Here is a 20172-nt window from a genome sequence, read left to right on the forward strand (position 1 = left end):
GCTTACTCGACGATCAGCTTGCTGACCAGCACGTCGCTGAACGGCTGCGGCTGCTGGTCCTTGCGGTAGGCCGCGCCGTAGTGCTGCAGCAGCAGGGCCTGGAACTGGTCCACGCTCATCGCCGCTGCCTGCGTGCGCGTCAGCTGCGACAGCGCGCGTACCGCGATGCTCTTCAGCAGCGGCAGCTGCTCCTTCACCTGCGCCTGCTGCTCGTTGTCGGTGCGGAACACCAGATCGATCGACATGTAGTGCAGCTCGTCCTGCCCCGCCTCGCGCAGCATCACGATGATCTTGTCGAGGGTGAGGTAGCGCTTGGGCGTCGCCGGCTCGGCCGCGGCCACCGGCTCGCGCAGCGGGCTGTGCAGCGCGGCGACTCCGCCCTGCTGCTGCAGCCACCAGTAGGTGCCGCCGCCGCCCAGCAACAGCGTCAGCAGCATGCTGCCCGCGAAAATCACCACCGTCTTGCTTTTCATGCTTCTGCTCCTGCCTGGTAAGGTGCCAGGCCAAATCCGTCATCTTCTGTCGCCAGCTGCAGCGCGCGCCCCGGGCTCGCCTGCTGCTCCGGCTCGCGCCGTCCCTGCTGCTGCCCGCCCTGGCCGTCGCCGGCGCCGTGGCGCACCTCCAGCTGCACCGACTGGAACTGGCGGTTGCCCAGTTCCTGGCGCAGCAGATCGCCGATGCCCTGCAGCTGGCGCGCCATGTCGCCGTTGCTGGCGGTCAGCTGCACCGTCAGGTGGCCGCCCTCGTGGCGCAGCGCGATCTCCAGCGAGCCGAACGACGGCGGGTCGAGGCGGATCAGCGCGCGGTCGATGCCGTGGCTGGACTGCACCGCCAGCCGCTGCGCCAGCAGCTGGTGCAGCGCGCCGCCCTGGGCGCTGGCGCTGCCGTCCTCGACCGGCAGCGGCGCCCACTCCGGCACCGCCGCCGCGGCCGCCGGGCGCTGGCCCAGTTCGTGCGCCGGCACCGGCAGCGCGCTCAGGCTACCGGCCAGCAAGCGCGGCTCGGCCGGCAACGGTGCGCCGGCCGTCGCGTCAGCCGTCAACGGCGCGGCCGCCTCGCTGCTGCTGCCTGCGAGCGGGCTGCTGCCCTCGCTGCTCGTACCGCCGTTGCGGCCAACGTTGGCCGCAAGCAGGCTGCCCGCCATGACCGGCAGTGCCGTTGCCGCCAAGGCCGCGGCCGGAGCCGTCGCACGCGTCGCCAGCGGAACAAGGGTGGCCGGCGCGGCCGGCTCCGTGCCCGGCGACGTCAGGCCGGCGACAGGCGCCGGCACGGCACCAGCGCCGACCGGCGTGGTCGCCGTGTCGGCGACCGGTACCGGTGCGCTCGCCGACGGCAGGGGCAGCGGGGCGAATGGCAACGCGCCAGCCAGCACCGGTGCCGCGCTGCCGGCGCTCGCCGCGTCAGGCGCGGCCGTGTCGGTCGCAAGCTCGCCGTCGCTCGCCGGCAGGCCGTCCATCAGCAGTGCAAACAGCGACGGGGCGCTGCCGACGGCCGTGGCAGACGGCAAGGCCGGTGCCACGGCCGCACTGGCGGGGGCGGTGGCAGGAACGGGGGTGGCGGCAGGCGCCAAAAGGGGGCTGTTCATGGTTGTTCCGCAAATTCGCTGACGTTGGCGTAGGCAAGACTCTGCTCGCGCTGCTGCAGGCAGCGTGCCATGTCCTGTTCCGATTGCTGCAGCGCGCTGCCGATCTCGCGCAGCAGCGCCTGATAGAACTGCTGCAGCTGCGCCACCTCGTCCGGGCACAGCCGTGGCGCCTGCGGCAGCTGCGCGGCCAGCGCGCGGTCGAGGCGCTGCAACGCGTCCCAGTCGCGGCTGGCCACCGCCTGCTGCAGCTGCTGGCCGAAAACGTTCACGTCAAAGCGCGGCATGCTGTTCCTGTACTCCCATCCAGCCGCCCTTCAGCGTGTGCAGCAGCTGCACCACCTCGTCCAGCGCCGCCAGGTCCAGCTCGATGCTGGCGTGGTAGAGGCGGAACACGCAGTAGTCGTACAGCCGTGCCAGATTGGTCACCACCTCGCCGCCGTGGTCGCTGTCCAGCGCGCTGGACAGGCCGTTCAGGATGTTGATGCACTTGCTGATGCTGTCGCCCTTCTGCTCGTAGCGCCGCTCTTCCAGGTGGCCGCGCGCGCGCGCCAGCTCTTCCAGCAGGCCGTCAAACAGCACCAGCACCAGCTGCACCGGCGAGGCGGTGGCGGTTTGCGATTCCAGGTTGACAGCGTGATAGCTGCGGTAAGCGTCGTAGTCCACGATGGCGCGGTCCTTATTGGTTCTGGGCGAAGTAGTTGTTGAGGCTGTCCAGCGTGCTGCTCATCTGGCTCTGCATCGCCTGCAGGCGCGAGTACTGCCCCAGATAGCGCTGGTAGACCTGCTGGTATTCGGCTTCGAGGCGGATCTGGCGCTTGTCCAGATCGTCCTGCATGCGCGTGATGGAGTCGCGGCGCTGCGTGATCACGCCCGTGGTGGTGCTCAGCCACTGGTCGAGGTAGCCGCGCACCGACTTGATCAGGCCGTCGCCGTTGCTGTCGCTGAAGAAGCTGTCCAGCGCGGTCGGCTTGTCCTGCAGCAGCTTTGTCAGCTTGCTGCGGTCCAGCGTCAGGCTGCCGTCGCGGCTGGCGCTGACGCCCATCTCCGCCAGGCGCACGCCGCCGATGCTCTGCCGCACCATGCTGTTGAGCTGGTCGCGCAGGGTGCGCACCCCGGAATCGGTGGCGAAGATGCCGGCGGCGGTCTTGCCGTCGCCGTTGCTGGTCAGCGTGCCCAGCGACTTGAGCAGCGAGTTGTAGCTGTCAACGAAGCTTTGCAGGTTGGCCGCGGTGTCGCCGTCGTTGCGCGAAACCGTCAGCTGCAGTTGCGCGTCGCCCGGGCTCATCGCGCGGCTGAGCGTCAGCGTCACGCCCTGGATCGCGGTAAAGGTGTTCGACGCCTGTTTCACCAGCACCCCGGTGCCTTTCTCGCCCAGCCACACCTCCGCGTCCTGCGCCGCGCTCAGCTGCGTCGGCGCGTCCAGTGTCGCCTTCAGTGCGGCATTGCCGATACCGCCGGTATTCAGGCTGATCTGGCCGGCGGCGCCGGTGGCGGCGGACGACAGCACCAGCCGGCTCTGGCCGTCGGCGGTCAGCACCATGGCGTTGACCTTGCCCTGGTTGTCGGCGGCCTGGTTGATGGCGCGCGCGATCTCGCTGGCCGACAGGCTGAGGTCGCCGTCGACGTCGGCGCTGGCGAGGCTGACATTGAAGGTGGCGCCGCCCTGCAGCGTGACGCTGAAGCTGCCGCCCTCGGCCGCCGGCACGCCGCCGATATTGCCGAACGCCAGCTGGTGCGCGGTGGCGACCTTGTCCACGAACAGCGAATAGCTGCCGGCCTGCGCGGTGGCCCCGGCGCTGGCGGTGGCGATACCGTCGCGGCTCAGGCTGGCGCTCATCGCCAGCATGCTCTTCTTGCCGGCCAGGGTGGCAAGGCTGCTGCGGAAGTCCTGCAGCGCCTTCTGCAACTGGCTGAGGCCGTCGCTGCGCGCCTTGCTGGTCTTGTTCTGCGCCGCCAGCTGCTGCTCGGCGCTCTGCATGTAGATCGATGCCATCTGCGATGCCATCTGTGACGGATTAATCTCCACTTTCCTGTTCCTCCGAACGCGTAGCGAATACCTGACAAGGCGACGCGGCGCGCTGTTTGCTTGAAAAAGTGTGAATAATCACATCAACCCCTGCTGTCGCAGCCACGCCAGGCTGGCCTGGTCGTCGCTGCGCTTCTGTTCCTGCCGTTGCTGCTGCTGCGCCAGATCGGCGGCGGTGCGCTGCTGCAGGCTCGCCAGCACCTCGCGCCGCCTGCTTGCCGCCAGCAGCGCCTGCTGGCTGACCGCGGTGTCGGCCTCGGCCAGCTGCAGGTCCAGCTGCTGCGACTGTTTCAGCTGCAGCAGCGCGTCCTTGTAGCCGGCGCAATTGAGGGCAAGCGCCGGCAGCGTGCGGCTGCCGCTGGCCCCGCTGTGGCGGCACAGCTCGTCCATGCGCTGGATGTTGCGCTGGTAGCGTTCCTGCAGCTGCCGCTTGTCGGCGACTTCGCGCTGCAGGCGCGCCACGTCGGCGTCCTTCAGCGTCAGCAGTTGCTGCAGGTTTTGCAGCGTGGTGCGGGCCTTGATCATGCGAGCATCGCCTCCAGTTGTGCGATCACCTGCGGCAGCGTGACGGCGTCGTCGGCACGCTGGCACAGCAGCTGTTCGATCTGCGGCATCAGCCGTACCGCGCGGTCGGCCTGGGCGTCGGCGCCCGGCACGTAGCCGCCGAGCGGGATCAGGCCGCGAATTTCCTGGTAGCGGCCCCACAGCGCCTTCAGCGTGCGCGCCGCGTCCAGGTGAGGCCGGCTGCCGATCTGGCTCATGCAGCGGCTGACCGAGGCCCCGATGTCGATCGCCGGGTAGTGGCCCTGCTCCGCCAGCGCCCGCGACAGCACGATGTGGCCGTCGAGAATGGCGCGCGCGGTGTCGGCCACCGGGTCCTGCTGGTCGTCGCCCTCCGCCAGCACGGTGTAGATCGCGGTCATGCTGCCGCTCGTGCCCTCGCCGTTGCCGGCCGTTTCCGCCAGCGCCGGCAGCATGCCGAACACCGACGGCGGGTAGCCGCGCGTCGCCGGCGGTTCGCCCAGCGCCAGCGCCACCTCGCGCTGCGCCATCGCGTAGCGGGTCAGCGAATCGACCAGCAGCAGCACGTTGCGGCCCTGATCACGGAAATGGGCGGCGATGGTGTGGCACAGCTCGGTCGCCTTCAGCCGCATCAGCGGCGATTCGTCGGCCGGCGCCACCACCAGCACCGCCTTGGCGAGGCCGGCCGGCCCCAGCGCGTGCTCGACGAATTCGCGCACCTCGCGGCCGCGCTCGCCGATCAGGCCGACCACCACCACGTCGGCCTCGGTGTGGCGGGTGATCATGCCCAGCAGCACGCTCTTGCCGACGCCGCTGCCGGCGAACAGGCCGACACGTTGGCCGCGGCCCAGCGTCAACAGGCCGTTGATGGCGGCGACGCCGACATCCAGCGGCTGTGCCACCGGCTGCTTGCGCAGCGGGTTGATCTGCGGCGGATGCGCCGCCAGCGGCATGTCGCCGCCGAGGCGGCCGCGCTCGTCCAGCGGCTCGCCCAGGCCGTTGACGATGCGCCCCAGCCAGCTGTCGCCGATCATCAGCCCGGCGCTGTCGGCGGCGGGAATCACCCGCGCGCCGGTGCTGAGCCCGACCGGCTTCTTGTACGGCATCAGGTAGGACACCTCGCGGCGGAAACCGACCACCTGCGCTTCCAGGTAGTGGCCGCCGGCGGTCTCGATCAGGCAACGCTGCCCGGTTTCCAGCGGACAGCCGATGCTCTCCAGCAGCAGGCCGGAGGCGCCGACCAGCTTGCCGGTGACGGTGGCCAGCGGCACGTCGGACAGGTCCAGCCGCGCCAGCGCGTCGCGCAGCATCTCAGTCGTCCCCGGCCGGCAGCGGCAGCGCGCTGTCGGCACTCAATTGTTCGCGCAGGCGCTCGACGCAGGCGCCGAGGCGCTGCTCGCAGCCGGCGTCGATGTCGCTGTCGGCGCTGCGGATGCGGCACTCGCCCTGCGCCAGCGTGCTGTCCGGGCGCAGCGCCCAGCGGCTGGCGCGTTCCGGCGCCAGCTCGCGGATGCGCTGGTATTCCTCGCTGTTGAGCAGGATTTCCACCTCGCCGGCGCGCGGCGGCAGTGCGGCCAACGTTTCCTCCACCAGGTCGAGGATCTGCGCCGGTTTCAGCGTCAGCTCGCAGCGGATCACCTGCCGCGCCACCTTGGCCACCAGGTTGATCACGTCCTCGCGCAGCGCGCTCTGGTAGTCGACGCGGCAGCGCTCCATGGCGGCGGTGGCGGCGTCCAGCGGCCGTGCCGCGCCGTCGAACTGGGCCAGCACCTGCTGCATCGCCTCGCGGCGGCCCTGCTCGCGCCCGGCGGCGAGGCCGGCGTCAAAACCGGCCTGCTTGCCGGCGCTCTCGCCGCTGGCGTAGCCCTCGCCGTAGCCCAGGTCCATGCCCTGGCGGAAGCCGTCGGCGGCGGACGCCTGCGCCGAGCCGGCGTCAAGCTGGGTCGCCAGCTGCGCCGCCAGCAGCGGCGGAAAGCGGTAGGGACGCCAGGGGTTCACTCGACGACTTCCTCGGCGAACAGCTGCAGGTCGATCTCGCCGGCGTCGGCCAGCGTCTTGACCTGCGCCATGATGTCGCGGCGCACTTCCTCGACGCGGCTGAGCGGCACCGGGCCGGAGCGGCGCATCATCGCCTCGAACGCCTGCGCCTGGCGGCGCGGCATGGTCTGGGTGATGGCCTGGCTGACCGCCGGCTCGGCGCCCTTCAGCGCGATCGCCCACATCTCCAGCGGCACTTCCTCGGTCAGGCGCAGCAGCACGGTCTCGGTCTGGCGCGACAGGATGAAGAAGTCGTACATGCGCGCCTCGATCTCGTTGACGATCTCCGGATCGTGGCCGCGCAGCAGCTCGATCATGCGCGCGCGGTCGCCCGGCAGGCGGTTGATGATGTCGGCGGTCTGCTGCATGCCTTCCACCAGCGTGCTTTGCGTGTGCAGGCTGTCCAGGCAGCTGTTGACCAGCTCCTCCAGCTCCTGCAGCAGTTCGCGGTCGATGTCCTTCAGCCGCGCGATGTTGACCAGCACCAGGTCGCGGCTGTCCTGCGGCAGCGCGTCGACCACCTGCCCGGCCAGCGCCGGAGGCAGGAAGGCGAGGAACACCGCCTGCATGCGCACGTGTTCGCCGGCGATGCGGTCGGCCAGCCACTTCGGCGACACCCACTGCAGGCGCGCCATTTTCGGGCGGATGGCGTCGCCGTAGATATTGTTGAGCACGCTGTTGGCGATGTCGCTGCCCAGCGCCAGGTCCAGCGAGCGCTTGAGGAAGGCGCGGCTGGCACCGTGCACCCCGCTCTGCTCGCGGTATTCATCGAAGAACTTCTGGATGCTGGTCTTCACCGCGTCAACCTTGATGCCGCTCAGCGACGACATCTCCTGCGTCACCGCCAGCAGCTCCTCGCGCGACAGGCAGCGCAGCACCGCCGACGCCGGCTCCTCGCCCATGCACAGCAGCAGGATGGCGGCCTGTTCCAGCGGCGTCATGCCGTCCGCGTTGCCCAGCGCGATGCCGGCGCTGGCCGCCGCGTTGTTGAGCAGGTCGGACTTATTGAGTTCGTCCATTTTTCTGTACCCATTGTTTGACGACTTCGGCGACGCGCTCCGGCTCTTTCGCCGCCAGATGCTTCAGGTGATCGACCAGCACGTCGACGCTGGAACCGGCCGGCGGCAGATCGTAGTTCTCCAGCAGCGGCACCACGGTGCTGCCGCTGCGTGCCGCCGTCGGGTCCGGCAGCGCCGCCACCGCGGCGCGCTCGTCGGCCGGGGCCGGCTGCGGCGTGTCGTCCGGGGTCAGCAGCAGCGGCTCCGGGCCGGCCATCGCCACCGGCAGGGCCGCCGGCAGCGGTGCGGCCAACCTTTGCCGCAGCAGCTTCAACAGCGGTCGCGCCAGCAGCAGGTACAGCAGCAGGCCGCTGATCGCGTAACCGGCCCACGACAGCGCGGCCGGCAGCCACACGCCGCCCTCTTCCCACCACGGCAGCGGCGCCGCCTGCGCCGGGAAGGCCAGTGCCGACAGCACCAGCGCGTCGCCGCGCTCGGCCTTGATGCCGAGGCCGCCGCGCAGCAGCTTGTCGATGCCGGCCAGCTGCGCCGGCGTCCACGCCTTGCCGTTCGGCGCCGCGCCCTCGTTCAGCACCACCGCCACGCTGAGGCGCGACAGCTCGCCGCGCGCATGCTGGATCTGCATGATGCTGCGGTCGTAGGCGTACTGGCGGGTGACGGCGTTCTTGCTGACCGCGGCGCTATCGGCCACCGGCATCGAGGCGTCGGTGTCGATCGGCAGGTTGGACAGCGAGCCGGGGATGCCCAGCGCCGCCTTTTCGTTGGTCTTTTCCTCGCGCGAGGCCTCGTTGGTCACCTTCGGCGCCTCGCCGTACTTCTCGCGCGTTTCGTTGACGCGGTCGTTGTCGACTTCGGCGGCGATGCTGACGCGGAAGTTGTCGGCGCCGACCACCGGCGCCAGCAAGGCGCGCACGTTCTCCAGCGCCTGCTCGCGGTGGCGGCGCTCGCTGTCGCTCTCGTTGAGCAGCGTGCCGCCCTCGGCCAGCGTCAGCCGCGCCGACAGCAGGTTGCCGGCCTGGTCGACCAGCGTCACCCGGGCCGGGTCCAGCGTGGACACGCTGCCGGACACCAGCTTGACGATGGCGGACACCTGTTCGTTGCTCAGGCTCTGCCCCGCCTTCAGCGTCACCACCACCGAGGCCGAGCCCTTGTCTTCGCTGGCGCCGACGAAGGCGCTGCTCTTGGGCAGCGACAGGTGCACGCGCGCGGCGCGCACCGGCTCCAGCGCCAGGATGCTCTGTACCAGCTCGCCCTCCAGGCCGCGGCGGAAGCGCACGTCCTGCACGAACTGGCTGACGCCCAGTGGATCGTTGTTGTCGAGCAGCTCCAGCCCGGCCGGCAGCTGCGCCACCACGCCCTTGCCGGCCAGCTGCATGCGCACGCGGCCCAGCTGCGCCTCCGGCACCAGCACCTGGCCGCTCTGCGGATGCAGGCGATAGGGGATCTTCTCGGCGTCGAGCACCGCCATCATGTCGGCGGCGGACACCTTTTCCTGCTCGCCGAACACCGGCTTGTAGCTGGCGTCGTCGTGCCACAGGTAGACCACCACCAGCACGGTGAGCGCCAGCGCCAGCATCAGCAGCGGCAACAGGTAACGCCAGGCGGCGGCGGGCAGCGCCGCCGGGGGCAGGCCTTTGGCCCGCAGGCCGGAAAAGCCGTTTTTGAGTTGAGTCAGCACGGGGAACCGCCAGTCAGATTGGCATCTTGATCAGGTCGTCGACGGCGGCGACGACCTTGTTACGGACCTGCATCAGCATGGAGAAGGACAGGCTGGCTTCCTGGCTCAGCATCATAGCGCCGACCAGGTCGTCGCTGCGGCCGCTGTCGACATCGGCCATCTTGTCGCTGGCGACGCGGTTCTGGGTATCGACCTCGCTGACCGCCCTCATCATCGCGCCGGAGAAACTGACCGCCGTGTCGGCGCTGCCCGTCTCCAGCGGCGAGGCGGCCGCGATGTGCGTCAGCGCACCCATGTCTTTGGCGATCTGCTGCTGATCGGCAGCGATCAGCAGATCAAGGTTAATTGCCATGCTCTCTCTCACGAAAAGCGTTTGCCTGCGCGATGCAGGAAGGATAAGAACGTGGCGCAGTTTAAACGTGCACTTACCAATGAACCGTGTAAATTTTCACAGATCGTTATGTGAATTTTCACCCTTCCGGCCGGAGGGCATTCAGTAAGATGCGGCTTCCGCCAGTGCGTCGCGGCGGCAACCGCCCGCCGGCCGGCCCGATACCGCCACCAGAAACCGACCCGCCATGCCCAAGTCCAGAATTCTTGCTCCAGCCGACGGTGCGCGACTGCCCCCCGTTGCCACCGCAACCCTGGGCCGCCCCTTCCACCTGCTGCCCGTGTACTTGCGCACCCTGCAGCAGGCGCTGGCCGACTTCGTGCAGCGCGAGCTGAACGCGCGCTACCACGCCCGCTTCGTGCTCGGCGAGCTCGTTGCCGGCGACGCGCCGCAGGAGGCGCCGCGCCGCACCTGGCACCGCTGGGGCGGCGGCGCCTTCGCCGTGCACATCGAACGCCGGCTGCTGCTGCAGATCCTCGACTACCGCTACGGCGGCAACGGCAGCGGTGCCGGCGCGGCCGACGGCAGCCGGGAAACCGAAACCGAACACCGCCTGGCGCGCCTGCTCGGCAACCGCCTGTCGCAGCTGCTGCTGGCCAGCATGCAGCGCGGCGGCCATGCGCTGGCCGCCGGCGACGGCATCGACAACCTGTCGTTCGCGCTGCGCGACAAGCCGAGCTGGGAGGCGGTGCTGACCCTGGCCGACGCCAGCGGCGCACCGCAGGGCCGCATCGCGCTGGGGCTGGACGACGACAGCGTCGGCTACCTGCTGCAACAGCTGGCCGGCGACCGGCTGCCGGAAACGGTGGCCAGCAGCGAGCCGCTGCCGTTCACCGAGCAGCTGCGCCTGCGCCTGCGCGCGCAGCTGCTGGAAAAACGGCTGCCGCTGGGCGAGGTGCTCGACCTGCAGGTCGGCAGCGTGCTGCCGATCCGGCTGCCGCCGCAGACCGATGTCTACGTTGGCCGCAAGCGCCTGTTCGCCGCCAGCGTGGTCGACCGCGGCGGCAAGCTGTGCCTTACCTCATTTCAGGATGTGGAGTAAACGATGCAATCACCCGACGATTTCGACCTCGACGGCATGCTGGACGGCATGCCCGCCGCCGACGCCAGCCCCGAGCCGCTAGCCGCGGCACGCCCGGCGCGCGACATGCAGGGCTTCCTGCGCAAGATCCCGGTGTCGCTGACGCTGGAAGTCGGCACCGCCGAGATCTCGCTCGCCGACCTCGCCAGCATCGACCCCGGCTCGGTGATCGAGCTGGACAAGCTGGCCGGCGCGCCGCTGGATATCAAGATCAACGGCACCGCCATCGGCAAGGCCGAAGTGGTGGTCGCCGGCGAGAACTACGGCCTGCGCGTGATCGCGCTGGACAATCTCGACCTCGACGCGCTGACCTCATGATGGCATTGCTGTGGCGCCGCTGGCGGCCGCTGCTGCCGGCGCTGTTGCTGCTGGCCGCGCCGCTGGCGCAGGCCGACGATACGCTGAAGCTGCTGTCCGCCAGCGGCCAGGGTGGCGCGGTGGATTTCACCGTCAAGACCCAGATCCTGGTGCTGATGACCCTGCTCGGTCTGCTGCCGGTGCTGGTGCTGATGATGACCAGCTTCACCCGCTTCGTGATCGTGCTGTCGCTGCTGCGCCAGGCGCTGGGCCTGCAGCAGGGCCTGCCCAACCGCATCGTCACCGGCGTGGCGCTGATCCTGACGCTACTGGTGATGCGCCCGGTCGGCGTCGAGGTGTGGAACAAGGCGATGCTGCCCTACGACCAGGACCAGATCAGCATGCCGGAGGCGCTGCTGCGCGCCGAGGCGCCGCTGTCGCGCTTCATGCTGGCGCAGACCGGCAAGAGCGCGCTGGCGCAGATCGCCAAGCTGTCCGGCGAAAGCCACATCCGCGACCCGCGCCAGCACGCCTTTGCGGTGAAGCTGGCCGCCTTCGTGCTGTCGGAGCTGAAGACCGCGTTCCAGATCGGCTGCATGCTGTTCATCCCCTTCCTGGTGATTGATCTGGTGGTGTCCAGCGTGCTGATGGCGATGGGCATGATGATGCTGTCGCCGCTGGTGATCTCGCTGCCGCTGAAGCTCTTGCTGTTCGTGCTGGTGGACGGCTGGTCGCTGACCGTCAACACCCTGGTTACCTCGATACAGGCCTACTGATGCTGACTCCCGATATTGCCGTCGACCTCGTCAACGACAGCCTGCACGTAGTGATCGTGCTGGTGGTGCTGCTGGTGCTGCCCAGCCTGATCGTCGGCGTCATCGTCAGCCTGGTGCAGGCGGCGACGCAGATCAACGAACAGACGCTGTCCTTTTTGCCGCGCCTGCTGGTGACGCTGGCCACCATCGCGCTGGCCGGGCACTGGATCACCGGCATGCTGATGGATTTCTGCATCGACATCTTCCAGCGCGCCGCCACGCTGGTCGGCTGAGCGACATGAACGCCGTACTCGCCGAACTGCTGGTGCTGCTGCCGGCGCTGTGGTGGCCGTTCTGCCGCTACGCCGCAGCGATCAGCATCGCGCCCTTCCTCGGCGAAAGCGTGGTGCCGGTACGCGCCCGCCTGGGCCTCGCGCTGGCGCTGGCGGTGGCGACACTGCCGGCGATGCGCGGCCTGCCGCCCATCGACCCGTTTTCATTACACGGCGTGGTCACCGCCATCGAACAGGCCGTCCTCGGCCTGCTGTTCGGCCTCGCCTTCCAGCTGGTGATGACCATCCTGTCGCTCTTGGGCTTCCTGGTATCGTCGCAGATGGGGCTGTCGATGGCGGTGATGAACGACCCCGGCAACGGCAGCTCGTCCGACGTGATCTCCAACCTGTTGTACCTGCTGGCGGCGCTGCTGTTCTTCGCCATGGACGGCCACCTGGTGCTGACCCAGGTGGTGTTCGACAGCTTCAAGGTGTGGCCGGTCGGCAGCGGCCTGCTGCCGCAGTCGCTGGCAAGGTTGGCCGCAAGCCTGGGCTGGGTGTTTTCCGCCGCCATCCTGCTGGCGCTGCCGGCGGTGTTCGCCACCTTCGTGGTGCAGGTCGGCTTCGGCCTGATCAACCGCGTGGCGCCGGCGCTGAACCTGTTCTCGCTCGGTTTTCCGGTGGTGACGCTGTTCGGGCTGCTGACGCTGGGGCTGGTGCTGCACTACCTGCCGCAGCACTACCTGCGCCTCAGCGGCCAGATGCTCAACCTGCTGCAGGGCATGCTGGGAGCGCGCGGTGGCTGAGGCGCACAACGGCGACAAGACGGAAAAGGCCTCGCCGCACAAGCTGCGCGAGGCGCGCAAGCAGGGCCAGGTGCCGCGCTCGAAGGATGTCGCCACCGCGGTCGGCATCGTGGTGGCGGTGTGGCTCAGCTTCTGGCAGATGCCGGACTGGCTGGCCGATTTCCGCCGCCTGTTCGCGCTGGCCTTCGCCTCGCTCGGCGGCCGCGGCACGCTGGAGAACGTGTGGTCGATGCTGTTCGCTGGCAGCCTGACGCTCTTGGTGAAGATGCTGCTGCCGCTCTTGGTGATCCCGCTGCTGGTGGTGGTGTTCTCGCTTCTGCCCGGCGGCTGGATCTTCGTCGGCCAGCACTTCTTCCCGCAGCTGAAGCGGCTCAACCCGCTGAGCCACCTGGAACGGGTGGTGTCGGCCAAGCACGCCAGCGAGGTCGGCAAGTCCATCCTCAAGGCGCTGCTGCTCGGCGGCGTGCTGTACGCCGTGGCGCGCGCCGCGATGCAGGACTTCTTCGCGCTGCAGGACCTGCCGCTGGACGAGGCGCTGGCCGCCGCCGGCGCACGCCTGCTGCAGGCGCTGCTGGCGCTGGCGGCGGTATTCGTGCTGTTCGCGCTGATCGACCTGCCGCTGCAGTGGCTGCTGTTCCAGCGTGAGCAGCGCATGAGCAAGCAGGACCTGAAGGACGAATACAAGAAGACCGAGGGCAGCCCGCAGATCAAGCAGCGCATCCGCCAGGTGCAGCAGCAGCTGGCGCAGCGCGGGCTGCGCAAGTCGGTGCCCGGTGCCGACGTGATCATCGTCAACCCCACCCACTACGCGGTGGCGCTGAAGTACGACGAGGACCGCGCCGAGGCGCCGTTCATTATCGCCAAGGGCGTCGACGAGATGGCGCTGTGCATCGGCCGCATCGCCGCCGAACACGATATTGCCGTGCTCACCATCCCGCCCTTGGCGCGGGCGGTGTACCACACCACCCAGGTCAACCAGCAGATCCCGGCGCCGCTGTACCGCGCCGTGGCGCAGGTGCTGACCTACGTGCTGCAACTGAAAGCCTTCCGCAGCGGCCAGCGCCGCGTGCGGCCAACCTTGCCGGATGATTTGCCGGTGCCAGACCATCTCGCCAATCCGAAGACGACAACATGACCGCCCTCAACCGCCTGCTTGCCCTCATGGCGCGCCACAAGGTCGCCACCCCGCTGTATCTGCTCGCCATCCTGGCGATGGTGATCCTGCCGCTGCCGCCGCTGGTGCTGGACCTGCTGTTCACCTTCAATATCGTGCTGGCCATCATCATCATCCTGGTCAGCGTGTCGGCGCGGCGGCCGCTGGACTTCTCCGTCTTCCCCACCATCATCCTCGGCACCACGCTGCTGCGGCTGACGCTGAACGTGGCGTCGACGCGGGTGGTGCTGCTCGACGGCCACCAGGGCACCGACGCCGCCGGCCGCGTGATCGAGGCCTTCGGCCACGTGGTGATCGGCGGCAACTTCGTGGTCGGGCTGGTGGTGTTCGTGATCCTGATGATCATCAACTTCATGGTGGTGACCAAGGGCGCCGAGCGCATCTCCGAGGTGTCGGCGCGCTTCACGCTGGACGCGCTGCCGGGCAAGCAGATGGCGATCGACGCCGACCTCAACGCCGGGGTGATCACTCAGGAGGCGGCGCAGCAGCGCCGCCGCGACATCGCCAACGAGGCCGACTTCTACGGCGCGATGGACGGCGCCTCCAAGTTCGTGCGCGGCGACGCCATCGCCGGCATCCTGATCCTGCTGATCAACCTGATCGGCGGCGTCGCCATCGGCGCGCTGATGCACGACATGGCGCTGGGCGACGCCTTCCGCCAGTACGCGCTGATGACCATCGGCGACGGCCTGGTGGCGCAGATCCCGGCGCTGCTGCTGTCCTCCGCCGCCGCCATCATCGTCACCCGCGTCAGCGACTCCGGCGACATGCAGGAGCAGGTCAGCAGCCAGATGCTGGCCTCGCCGGTAGTGCTGTACTCCGCCGCCGGCATGATGTTCGTGCTCGCCGTCATCCCCGGCATGCCGTGGCCGACCTTCATCGGCTTTGCCGCGGTGCTGGCCTTTGTCGGCTGGCGGCTGCAGCAGGCGCCGGCCAAACCCGGCGCACCGCTGGACCACGGCGCGCTGCAGCAGGCGCTGCAGGGCGACGGCGAGCCGGAGCTGGACTGGCACAGCCTGCCCTACAGCGAGACGCTGACGCTGTCGCTGGGCTACAAGCTGGTGACGCTGATCGACAAGGCGCAGGGCGCGCCGCTGAGCAAGCGCCTGAAAGGCGTGCGCCAGACGCTGAGCGAGAGCATGGGCCTGCTGCTGCCGGCGGTGGCGGTGCGCGACGACCTGAAGCTGAAGCCGGCGCAGTACGCGATCCTGCTCGCCGGCAGCACCATCGCCGAGGCCGAGGTGCACGCCGACCGGCTGATGGCGATCCCGTCGCCGCAGGTGTACGGCACGCTGGACGGCATCCCCGGCGTCGACCCGGCATTCGCGATGCCGGTGACCTGGATCGAGATGCAGGACAAGGCGCGCGCGCTGGGGCTGGGCTACCAGGTGGTCGATTGCGCCAGCGTGATCGCCACCCACCTCAACAAGGTAATGCGCGACCACCTGGCCGAGCTGTTCCGCCACGACGACGTCGCCGCGCTGGGCGAAAGGTTGGCCGCACAGGCGCCCAAGCTGGCGCAGGCGCTGTCGCAGGCGCTGACCGCCAACCAGCAGCTGAAGGTGTACCGCGCGCTGCTGGCCGACGGCGTGTCGCTGAAGCCGGTGGAGGCGATCGCCACCACGCTGGTGGAAGCCGCCGACAACAGCAAGGAGCCGATCATGCTGGCGGCGGAGGTGCGCGCCGCGCTGAAGCGGCAGATCGTGCAGGCCATCCTCGGCCCGCGCGGCGAGATGAAGGCGTTCAACCTCGGCGCCGACCTGGAAAACCTGCTGCTGGGCGCGCTGGGCCAGGCGCAGCAGAGCGGCAAGGCGGCGCTGGACAGCTTCCCGATCGACCCCAACGTGCTGCAGCAGCTGCAGCAGAACATGCCCATCATCCGCGACCAGATGAAGCAGATGGCCACGCCGCCGCTGTTGCTGGTGATGCCGCAGCTGCGCCCGCTGCTGGCGCGCTACGGCCGCCTGTTCGCGCCCGGCCTGCACATCCTGTCCTACAACGAAGTGCCGGAAAACCGCGAGGTCAGCCTGGTGGGGACGCTGGGCTAGCCGGCAGCAGGATTTCCAGAATCAGCGCCGCGGCGACAAACAGCGACGCCGGCAGCCGCGACGCCTCGAACAGGCTGACGCCGTGCCGCCCCAGCGCCAGGCCGGACAGCGCCGGCAGGCGGCCGATGTGGCAGGCATTGATCTCGAAACCGGCACCGTGCAGCACCGCCAGCAGGCTGCCGCGCTGCGTCTGCAGCCAGTCGCACAGCGCGTCCTCGCCGTGAAAACACAGCAGCAGCCCCGCGCCACCCAGCCGCAGCCGTAGCCGTAGCCGCCCCTGCGGCAGTTCGCACTCCAGCAGCAGGTCCAGCGCCGCCGGTGGCGCGGCGGCATCCTCCGCCTCCGGCTGGTCCTCCACCTGCCAGCCCAGCGGCGGCCCGCCCCACAGCCACATCGGCAGCCAGAGCGGCAGCGGCAACGGCGCCTGGCCGCGCAGCGACGCCAAGGCGAGATCGGGCAAGGCGCCGAGCAGCGCGCCGGGCAGATGGCTGCCGGCCTCGCGGTGAAACTGCGCCGCCGCCGCGGCCAAGGTGCCCACCAGCGCCTCGCGCCAGGCGCTGGCCAGCTGCGCCGGCGGCAAGGCCGCCTGGCGGAACGCCGGCGCCGGCAGCGTCGCCGCCAACGGTGGCGCATCGTCCGCCACTGGCGCCTGCGGCGGCGCGGCGGACGGCAGCAGCGGGGTCAGCTGCGGCGGCGGTCCGGCGGCCAGCACCCGGAACGGCAGCACGCTGCCCACCACCGGCGGCGGCAGGCTCGCCGGCCATTGCCGCAGCAGCCAGTGCAGCGCGTCGCCTTCCAGCTGCACGCTGCCGTCGGCCATGAGCGCCGCCACGCGCAGGTCGAGGATGTTGCCCGCTTGCAGCCGCTGCTGCGACGTGCCCGTTGCCCCCGGCTGTACCGGAGCGGAGGCGCTGACCGCACTGGGCGCCCCGACCGACCGTATCGCTTCCGCCATCCTGCCCTCCGCCAATATGACAACAGCCGCCTCGCGGCGGCTGCAGACTGATTAAAGGTACAACGGGTACGGCGTTTACTGCATCAGCGACATCGCCAGCTGACCGATGGAACCGGACTGCTTCAGCATCGAGGTGCCGGCCTGCATCAGCATCTGACGCGAAGTCATGTTGGCGGTTTCGTTGGCGTAGTCGGTGTCCATGATGCGCGACTTGGCGATCTGGGTGTTGTTGTTGACGTTGGCCAGGTTGTTGTGCACGTGGTTCAGGCGGTTGGCGCCGGCACCGATGGCGGAACGCACGGTACCCAGGTCGTTCAGCGCGGTCCCTGCCAGGGTGATCGCGGCATTGGCAGCAGCGTCAAGGTCGCCAGCCTTCAGGGCGGTAATGGACGCGGCCAAAGTGGTCATGCCGGCGCTGGCGTCAAACGCGTAAGTTTCGGCAGCATCGGAACCGATCTGGAAGGTTACGGCAGCGGCCATCTTGCCGCCGGTCAGCAGCGCTTCGCCGCCGAACTTGGTGTTGCTCATGATGTTGGTAATTTCATTACCCAACTGATTGAACTCGGTTTCCAGCGCGGTCTTGTCGGCAGCGGTCGCGGTGCCGTTGGCGGCTTCGGTGGCCAGGTCCTTCATGCGCAGCATGATGTTGGACACTTCGGACAGCGCGCCGTCGGCGGTCTGCAGCATGCTGATGCCATTCTGGGTGTTCTTCATCGCCACGGTCATACCACGGCTTTGCGCGTCCAGACGGGTCGCGATCTGCAGGCCGGCGGCATCGTCCATCGCCGAGTTGATACGGTAACCGGTACCCAGACGGGTCATCGAGGTCGTCAGCGAGTTCTGGCTGGTGGCCAGGTTGCTTTTGGTGTACAGGGATGCGGCGTTGGTGTGCAGGCTCAGCATGATCTATCGCTCCGTATTGAGGAAGTGTGGAACAGCGCTTGTTGCGCCATCACCAGTACAAGACGGCAGCGATGCACCGCGGCTTAAATGCGGCAAAGTGTGAAAAATCACATTGCATGGCGGCGGCCGTGACGGCAGGCCATCACCACCACCACCGACAGCTTGAACACCCCGGCCGACAGCGTCAGCAGCAGGTGGGAAGCGACGACCCAGCCCAGCGCCAGCGGCACGCTTTCCTGGTAGGCCAGATACAGGCAGGTGCCGAACAGCAACAGGGCGATGACGGCGGCGCAGCGAGCGGTGGTTTCGATGGTGTGCGACATGACGGACTCCGGGGCTGACACGACAAGATTAAACATGTATTATTTGTACATGTTTTAAACCAGCCTGTCCCGCCGCGTTCGCCACCGCCCACCACCGGTCCGAACCTTGGCCGCGTCTCGCCGCTTGCGCGCATAAACATGTATTTTCTACACAACAAAAGGAAAGCACGATGCTGGATCAGCACACCCGTCAACTGGTCAAGGCCACCGCCCCCGTCCTGAAACAACACGGCGTCACCCTCACCCGCCATTTCTACGCGCGCATGTTCCAGCACAATCCGGAGCTGAAGCAGATCTTCAACCAGGGCCACCAGCAGGCCGGCAGCCAGCAACAGGCGCTGGCGATGGCGGTGGCCGCCTACGCCGAGCACATCGACGATCCGTCGGTGCTGGCGCCGGTGCTGACGCTGGTGGCCAACAAGCACGCCAGCCTCGGCATCCGCGCCGAGCACTACCCTATCGTCGGCGGCCACCTGCTGGCCTCGATCCGCGAGGTGCTGGGCGACGCGGCCAGCGACGAGCTGATCGCCGCCTGGGCCGCCGCCTACGGCCAGCTGGCCGACATCCTGATCGCCGAGGAAAGCAAGCTGTACCAGCAGGCGGCCACCCGGCGCGGCGGCTGGAGCGGCTGGCGCGCGTTCAAGGTTGGCCGCAAGGTGGCGGAGAGCGCGGAGATCACCTCCTTCTATCTGCAGCCGGCCGACGGCGGCGCGCTGCCGGACTACCTGCCGGGGCAGTACGTGTCCGTGCGGCTGGCGGTGCCGGAACTGGGCATGATGCAGCCGCGGCAGTACAGCCTGTCGGCCGCGCCCGGCGGCACGGCGCTGCGCATCTCGGTGAAGCGCGAGGCCGGCGACGACAGCCGTCCGGCGGGGATGGTGTCCAACGTGCTGCACGACTCGATCGAAGCCGGCGTGCTGCTGGACCTGGCGCCGCCAATGGGCGACTTCTTCCTGCACCAGGAACGCAGCACGCCGGTGGTGCTGATCAGCGGCGGCGTCGGCATCACGCCGCTGCTGGCGATGCTGGAGCAGCTGCTGCGCGAGGACAGCCCGCGCCGGATCCGCTTCCTGCACGCCTGCCGCGACGGCAGCGTGCACGCCTTCCGCCAGCACGTCGCCAATCTGGCGGCCGAGTACCCGCAGCTGGACAGCCGCATCTACTATGAAGCGCCGCGCGCCGAGGACCAGCCGGGCGTGCACTACCACCACGCCGGCCGCATCACGCTGACGGCGGAGTCGATCGTCGCCGACGCCGACTACTACCTGTGCGGCCCGCTGCCGTTCTTGCAGGCGCAGCAGCAAGCGCTGCTGGCGCTGGGCGTCGACGCCGCGCGCCTTCACGCCGAAGCCTTCGGCACCGGTGGCACCGCGCTATAATCGCGCAGAGCGGGCCGCAACGGCGGCCCGCTTTTACCCGGATACCCTGCATGCAACTGACCCACTTCACCGATCTTGGCCTGCGCGTCCTGATGTACCTCACCGACGAGCCGCGCGTGGCGCCGGTCACCATCGGCGAGATCGCCGAGCGCTTTGCCGTGTCGCGCAACCATCTGGTCAAGGTGGTGCACTTCATGTCGCAGCAGGGCTGGCTGGTCACCACCCGCGGCAAGGGCGGGGGCCTCGCGCTGGCGCGTGCGGCCAACCTTTACCCGCTGGGACAGGTGATCCGCCAGCTGGAAGGCGTCACCGAGCTGATCGACTGCGCCGAGCCGCCGTGCCAGCTGCGCGGCAGCTGCCAGCTGAAGGGCATGCTGGACGAGGCGCTGCAGGCCTTTTTCAGCGCGCTGGACCGCTACACGCTGGCCGATGCGGTGCGCACGCCGACCAGCCAGGCGATCGCCATCCTGCACCGCATGTCGCCGCGCGCACAGGCCTGAGCGCGGGCGGCGGCCCTTGAGCCGCCACACATTGGTCAATCTGCTTTACGTTCTATAAAATGTGCTCCCCACCACCGTAGCGAGCCCCCCATGTCCATCCCCTCCCGCAAGCACACCCTGCTGTTCGCCCTGCTGATGTCCTGCTACATGGCCTTCCTGATGTCGGCCATCCTCACCGCGGTCAACACCGGCATCGACGCCGGCTTCGTCGGCCGCTGGCTGCGCGCCTGGCTGCTGGCGTGGAGCTGCGCCTTCCCGCTGGTGCTGATCGGGGCGCCGCGCCTGCGCCACCTGCTGCTGCGCTACGTCGGCCCCTGACGCCCCCGCGGCGGCCGCGTGGCCGCCGTTCGTTTCGGTTCATTTTCAATCAAATCGAATCGAAACAACCGGAAACCCGCCGGCAAACAGGGTTTTTCCCGCC

General features: G+C 69.0%; 24 protein-coding genes. 10 read left to right on the plus strand and 14 right to left on the minus strand.

The genetic code is table 11. The features are described from left to right. Window positions 1-2: 2 nt before the first annotated feature. The 11 genes from IE100_RS04090 to fliE all read right to left on the minus strand — a co-directional run bounded on the left by IE100_RS04090 (window position 3) and on the right by fliE (window position 9219). Window positions 3-473 carry a flagellar basal body-associated FliL family protein gene (locus IE100_RS04090; protein ID WP_189372860.1) on the minus strand — a complete coding sequence of 157 codons (471 nt, stop codon included), beginning with the start codon at window positions 471-473 and terminating at the stop codon, window positions 3-5. Continuing rightward, window positions 470-1585, minus strand: coding sequence for a flagellar hook-length control protein FliK (locus IE100_RS04095; protein WP_189372861.1), 1116 nt, complete (start codon window positions 1583-1585; stop codon window positions 470-472). The genes IE100_RS04090 and IE100_RS04095 overlap by 4 nt, the downstream gene beginning before the upstream one ends. Next, complete coding sequence (locus IE100_RS04100; RefSeq protein ID WP_189372862.1) at window positions 1582-1869, minus strand: hypothetical protein; 288 nt, start codon at window positions 1867-1869, stop codon at window positions 1582-1584. The genes IE100_RS04095 and IE100_RS04100 overlap by 4 nt, the downstream gene beginning before the upstream one ends. Next, window positions 1856-2248: a flagellar export chaperone FliS gene (gene fliS, locus IE100_RS04105; protein ID WP_189372863.1), complete on the minus strand. Its 393-nt coding sequence runs from the start codon at window positions 2246-2248 to the stop codon at window positions 1856-1858. The genes IE100_RS04100 and fliS overlap by 14 nt, the downstream gene beginning before the upstream one ends. A 13-nt stretch (window positions 2249-2261) precedes the next feature. Further along, on the minus strand, window positions 2262-3611 hold the full coding sequence (gene fliD, locus IE100_RS04110) for a flagellar filament capping protein FliD (protein WP_268245202.1): 1350 nt from the start codon (window positions 3609-3611) through the stop codon (window positions 2262-2264). A gap of 78 nt (window positions 3612-3689) precedes the next feature. Beyond that, window positions 3690-4136, minus strand: coding sequence for a flagellar FliJ family protein (locus IE100_RS04115; RefSeq protein WP_189372864.1), 447 nt, complete (start codon window positions 4134-4136; stop codon window positions 3690-3692). Next, entirely contained in the window at window positions 4133-5443 is a 1311-nt protein-coding gene (fliI, locus tag IE100_RS04120; RefSeq protein WP_189372865.1) for a flagellar protein export ATPase FliI, read from the minus strand. The genes IE100_RS04115 and fliI overlap by 4 nt, the downstream gene beginning before the upstream one ends. A 1-nt stretch (window position 5444) precedes the next feature. Next, window positions 5445-6131, minus strand: a complete 687-nt coding sequence (fliH, locus tag IE100_RS04125; protein WP_189372866.1) for a flagellar assembly protein FliH — start codon at window positions 6129-6131, stop codon at window positions 5445-5447. Then, on the minus strand, window positions 6128-7189 hold the full coding sequence (locus IE100_RS04130) for a flagellar motor switch protein FliG (RefSeq protein WP_189372867.1): 1062 nt from the start codon (window positions 7187-7189) through the stop codon (window positions 6128-6130). The genes fliH and IE100_RS04130 overlap by 4 nt, the downstream gene beginning before the upstream one ends. Continuing rightward, window positions 7173-8867 (minus strand): flagellar basal-body MS-ring/collar protein FliF, encoded by a 1695-nt coding sequence (gene fliF / locus IE100_RS04135; RefSeq protein WP_189372868.1) that lies wholly within the window; start codon window positions 8865-8867, stop codon window positions 7173-7175. The genes IE100_RS04130 and fliF overlap by 17 nt, the downstream gene beginning before the upstream one ends. Window positions 8868-8880: 13 nt before the next feature. Beyond that, complete coding sequence (gene fliE / locus IE100_RS04140) at window positions 8881-9219, minus strand: flagellar hook-basal body complex protein FliE (RefSeq protein ID WP_189372869.1); 339 nt, start codon at window positions 9217-9219, stop codon at window positions 8881-8883. A gap of 226 nt (window positions 9220-9445) precedes the next feature. Between fliE and IE100_RS04145 the strand changes: the two genes are divergently transcribed. Genes IE100_RS04145 through IE100_RS04175 form a run of 7 tightly spaced genes read left to right on the plus strand, consistent with a single transcriptional unit; the run spans window position 9446 to window position 15691 of the window. After that, complete coding sequence (locus IE100_RS04145; RefSeq protein ID WP_189372870.1) at window positions 9446-10300, plus strand: FliM/FliN family flagellar motor C-terminal domain-containing protein; 855 nt, start codon at window positions 9446-9448, stop codon at window positions 10298-10300. A gap of 3 nt (window positions 10301-10303) precedes the next feature. After that, window positions 10304-10657 (plus strand): flagellar motor switch protein FliN, encoded by a 354-nt coding sequence (gene fliN / locus IE100_RS04150; protein WP_189372871.1) that lies wholly within the window; start codon window positions 10304-10306, stop codon window positions 10655-10657. Then, window positions 10654-11412: a flagellar type III secretion system pore protein FliP gene (gene fliP / locus IE100_RS04155; RefSeq protein WP_189372872.1), complete on the plus strand. Its 759-nt coding sequence runs from the start codon at window positions 10654-10656 to the stop codon at window positions 11410-11412. Before fliN ends, fliP begins: the two co-directional genes overlap by 4 nt. After that, entirely contained in the window at window positions 11412-11684 is a 273-nt protein-coding gene (fliQ, locus tag IE100_RS04160) for a flagellar biosynthesis protein FliQ (RefSeq protein WP_047968382.1), read from the plus strand. The genes fliP and fliQ overlap by 1 nt, the downstream gene beginning before the upstream one ends. 5 nt (window positions 11685-11689) lie before the next feature. Beyond that, a complete protein-coding gene (gene fliR, locus IE100_RS04165; RefSeq protein ID WP_189372873.1) occupies window positions 11690-12469 on the plus strand; it encodes a flagellar biosynthetic protein FliR in 780 nt (259 codons plus the stop codon). Next, a complete protein-coding gene (gene flhB, locus IE100_RS04170; protein ID WP_189372874.1) occupies window positions 12462-13604 on the plus strand; it encodes a flagellar type III secretion system protein FlhB in 1143 nt (380 codons plus the stop codon). Before fliR ends, flhB begins: the two co-directional genes overlap by 8 nt. Next, complete coding sequence (locus IE100_RS04175) at window positions 13601-15691, plus strand: flagellar biosynthesis protein FlhA (RefSeq protein WP_189372875.1); 2091 nt, start codon at window positions 13601-13603, stop codon at window positions 15689-15691. Before flhB ends, IE100_RS04175 begins: the two co-directional genes overlap by 4 nt. Here the strand turns inward: IE100_RS04175 and IE100_RS04180 are convergent. The 3 genes from IE100_RS04180 to IE100_RS04190 form a co-directional block, all read right to left on the minus strand. After that, the gene (locus IE100_RS04180) at window positions 15666-16646 is read right to left on the minus strand and encodes a hypothetical protein (RefSeq protein ID WP_189372876.1); all 981 of its coding nucleotides are present in this window, start codon (window positions 16644-16646) and stop codon (window positions 15666-15668) included. The two genes, IE100_RS04175 and IE100_RS04180, sit on opposite strands and share 26 nt — an antisense overlap. Window positions 16647-16721: 75 nt before the next feature. Further along, entirely contained in the window at window positions 16722-17549 is an 828-nt protein-coding gene (locus IE100_RS04185) for a flagellin N-terminal helical domain-containing protein (protein ID WP_189372877.1), read from the minus strand. Window positions 17550-17656: 107 nt separating this feature from the next. After that, entirely contained in the window at window positions 17657-17872 is a 216-nt protein-coding gene (locus IE100_RS04190; RefSeq protein WP_189372878.1) for a hypothetical protein, read from the minus strand. 41 nt (window positions 17873-17913) lie between these two features. Here IE100_RS04190 and hmpA point away from each other — a divergent pair, with 41 nt between their 5' ends. The 3 genes from hmpA to IE100_RS04205 all read left to right on the plus strand — a co-directional run bounded on the left by hmpA (window position 17914) and on the right by IE100_RS04205 (window position 20069). Next, window positions 17914-19251: an NO-inducible flavohemoprotein gene (hmpA, locus tag IE100_RS04195; protein ID WP_268245208.1), complete on the plus strand. Its 1338-nt coding sequence runs from the start codon at window positions 17914-17916 to the stop codon at window positions 19249-19251. Between the two features lie 50 nt (window positions 19252-19301). Beyond that, on the plus strand, window positions 19302-19751 hold the full coding sequence (locus IE100_RS04200; protein WP_189372880.1) for an RrF2 family transcriptional regulator: 450 nt from the start codon (window positions 19302-19304) through the stop codon (window positions 19749-19751). 90 nt (window positions 19752-19841) lie between these two features. Beyond that, on the plus strand, window positions 19842-20069 hold the full coding sequence (locus IE100_RS04205) for a DUF2798 domain-containing protein (protein ID WP_229800217.1): 228 nt from the start codon (window positions 19842-19844) through the stop codon (window positions 20067-20069). Window positions 20070-20172 lie beyond the last annotated feature (103 nt).

The organism is Vogesella alkaliphila, assembly GCF_014652475.1.
GTDB classification, from domain to species: Bacteria; Pseudomonadota; Gammaproteobacteria; order Burkholderiales; family Chromobacteriaceae; genus Vogesella; species Vogesella alkaliphila.

What these genes read in the sequence shown, in the direction of transcription:
- IE100_RS04100 (WP_189372862.1), bottom strand. Translation starts at nt 1,869, where the DNA reads ATGCCGCGCTTTGACGTGAACGTTTTCGGCCAGCAGCTGCAGCAGGCG.
- fliI (WP_189372865.1), bottom strand. Translation starts at nt 5,443, where the DNA reads ATGCTGCGCGACGCGCTGGCGCGGCTGGACCTGTCCGACGTGCCGCTG.
- IE100_RS04175 (WP_189372875.1), top strand. Translation starts at nt 13,601, where the DNA reads ATGACCGCCCTCAACCGCCTGCTTGCCCTCATGGCGCGCCACAAGGTC.
- fliR (WP_189372873.1), top strand. Translation starts at nt 11,690, where the DNA reads ATGAACGCCGTACTCGCCGAACTGCTGGTGCTGCTGCCGGCGCTGTGG.
- IE100_RS04115 (WP_189372864.1), bottom strand. Translation starts at nt 4,136, where the DNA reads ATGATCAAGGCCCGCACCACGCTGCAAAACCTGCAGCAACTGCTGACG.
- fliN (WP_189372871.1), top strand. Translation starts at nt 10,304, where the DNA reads ATGCAATCACCCGACGATTTCGACCTCGACGGCATGCTGGACGGCATG.
- fliE (WP_189372869.1), bottom strand. Translation starts at nt 9,219, where the DNA reads ATGGCAATTAACCTTGATCTGCTGATCGCTGCCGATCAGCAGCAGATC.
- IE100_RS04205 (WP_229800217.1), top strand. Translation starts at nt 19,842, where the DNA reads ATGTCCATCCCCTCCCGCAAGCACACCCTGCTGTTCGCCCTGCTGATG.
- IE100_RS04185 (WP_189372877.1), bottom strand. Translation starts at nt 17,549, where the DNA reads ATGCTGAGCCTGCACACCAACGCCGCATCCCTGTACACCAAAAGCAAC.
- IE100_RS04200 (WP_189372880.1), top strand. Translation starts at nt 19,302, where the DNA reads ATGCAACTGACCCACTTCACCGATCTTGGCCTGCGCGTCCTGATGTAC.
- IE100_RS04145 (WP_189372870.1), top strand. Translation starts at nt 9,446, where the DNA reads ATGCCCAAGTCCAGAATTCTTGCTCCAGCCGACGGTGCGCGACTGCCC.
- IE100_RS04190 (WP_189372878.1), bottom strand. Translation starts at nt 17,872, where the DNA reads ATGTCGCACACCATCGAAACCACCGCTCGCTGCGCCGCCGTCATCGCC.
- IE100_RS04130 (WP_189372867.1), bottom strand. Translation starts at nt 7,189, where the DNA reads ATGGACGAACTCAATAAGTCCGACCTGCTCAACAACGCGGCGGCCAGC.
- IE100_RS04090 (WP_189372860.1), bottom strand. Translation starts at nt 473, where the DNA reads ATGAAAAGCAAGACGGTGGTGATTTTCGCGGGCAGCATGCTGCTGACG.
- IE100_RS04180 (WP_189372876.1), bottom strand. Translation starts at nt 16,646, where the DNA reads ATGGCGGAAGCGATACGGTCGGTCGGGGCGCCCAGTGCGGTCAGCGCC.
- fliQ (WP_047968382.1), top strand. Translation starts at nt 11,412, where the DNA reads ATGCTGACTCCCGATATTGCCGTCGACCTCGTCAACGACAGCCTGCAC.
- fliP (WP_189372872.1), top strand. Translation starts at nt 10,654, where the DNA reads ATGATGGCATTGCTGTGGCGCCGCTGGCGGCCGCTGCTGCCGGCGCTG.
- IE100_RS04095 (WP_189372861.1), bottom strand. Translation starts at nt 1,585, where the DNA reads ATGAACAGCCCCCTTTTGGCGCCTGCCGCCACCCCCGTTCCTGCCACC.